Here is a 1581-nt window from a genome sequence, read left to right as displayed (position 1 = left end):
CGGAACCTGTCAATTTGATCAAGGCAGTTGAGCTGGTCTAATTCTGTGTCAGCTTTTGTTGTTCGTCCTTGTGGTCGGGGTTGTTGGGCTTGTTGATCCATGCCGGTCCGGGCAGGTCGGGCGGGGTGGGCATGCCGCCGGAGGCGAACCGCTGGGGATGGGTGGCCTGGGCGGCGGCCAGGGTGCGGGCGCGCCGGTCGCGGACGATGTCGGCCTGGCCGTAGTGCACGTCGGCGGGGTGGTGGTAGCCGATCCCGGAGTGGTGGTGGTCGTGGTTGTACCAGGCGTAGAACTCCTGGCAGAACACGCGAGCGTCATGGATCGAGCCGAAGTGGCCGGGGAAGGCCGGGCAGTACTTCAGCGTTTTGAAGCTGGCTTCGACGTGCGGGTTGTCGTTGGATGTCTTGGGTCGGCTGTGCGACTTGGCCACGCCCAGGTCGATGAGCAACTCGGCGACGGTCTTGGACTTCATCGAGCTGCCGCGGTCGGCGTGCAGGGTGAGCGTGCCGGGGTCGATGGCCTGCTTGGCTGCGGTGGCCTTGATGAGCCGCTTGGCCAGTTCGGCGGACTCGCGGGAGGCGACCATCCAGCCGACGACGCAGCGGCTGTAGATGTCGATGATCGTGTACAGGTGGTACCAGACGCCCTTGCCGGGGCCGCGTAGCTTGGTGATGTCCCAGGCCCACACCTGGTTGGGCGCGCCGGCGAACAGTTCAGGAATGGTCTTGGGCGGGTGGGTGGCCTGGCGGCGCCGATCACGGCCGACCTCGCCGTGCTCGCGCAAGATCCGGTACATCGTGGACTGCGAGGCCAGGTAGGTGCCCTCGTCCAGCAACGTGAAGTACGCCGTTGCCGGTGCCGCGTCAGCGAACCGCTCATTCAGCACGGTGCGGACGTGCTCGCGCTCGCCCTGCGACAGCGCCGCAGGATGCGGCCTTCGCGGGGTGAGCGGACGCGCCGGAGCGGGGCTCTTGCGGTTCTTGCGGTACCAGTTGGCCTGCGGTACCCCGGCGGCCGCGCACGCGTTACGCCGCCCGAGCACAGGTGTCAGTTCCTCGACCGCCTGCTCCTGAGCAGCTTCGATGATCTCGGTCACTGCTCGCCCCGAGCCGTCGAGGTCTCGCTGCCGGTGGCGAGCTGATCCAGCAGCGCGAAGAGCTTTCCCTGCACCTCGATCACCTGGCGGGTCTTGCCCAGTTCGGCACGCAGCCGCTCGACCTCACCCTCCAACTCCCCGATCTTCTTGTCGCGCCGGTCGGCCTTCGGGCGGCCGACCGGCCGGGCCAGCGCCTGTTCCGCGCCGTGGTCCCGGGCCGTCCTCCAACTGGAGATCAACGACGAGTACAGGCCCTCCCGGCGCATCAGCGCGCCCTTGCCGGCCTTGTCCAGTTGGTCGTACTCCTCCAGGATCCGGGCCTTGTACGCCGCCGTGTACCGGCGGGTCACGACCCGCTCGCGCACCTGCGGGTCAGGGATCTCCGGATCCGACTGTCGTGCTCCCACGAAGGGATGTCTCCTTCCCCACCCTCAGCACAGAGTTTTATGCCTGTTTGCTACCTCTGTCCATTTTGGCAGGGAGGG

At 67.1% G+C, this 1581-nt stretch carries 2 protein-coding genes; both read right to left on the bottom strand.

Annotated features, from left to right (window positions below; translation table 11 throughout):
- Positions 1 to 37: 37 nt before the first annotated feature.
- Entirely contained in the window at positions 38 to 1087 is a 1050-nt protein-coding gene (locus tag AB0O34_RS36840; protein ID WP_363923643.1) for an IS3 family transposase, read from the bottom strand.
- A gap of 5 nt (positions 1088 to 1092) precedes the next feature.
- The gene (locus AB0O34_RS36835) at positions 1093 to 1503 is read right to left on the bottom strand and encodes a hypothetical protein (RefSeq protein WP_363923641.1); all 411 of its coding nucleotides are present in this window, start codon (positions 1501 to 1503) and stop codon (positions 1093 to 1095) included.
- Positions 1504 to 1581 lie beyond the last annotated feature (78 nt).

It is taken from the genome of Sphaerisporangium sp. NPDC088356 (genome assembly GCF_040685555.1).
Classification (GTDB): domain Bacteria; phylum Actinomycetota; class Actinomycetes; order Streptosporangiales; family Streptosporangiaceae; genus Sphaerisporangium.
The sequence above is the reverse complement of the archived record's forward strand: the minus strand, read 5'-3'. Positions and strand labels throughout refer to the sequence as shown.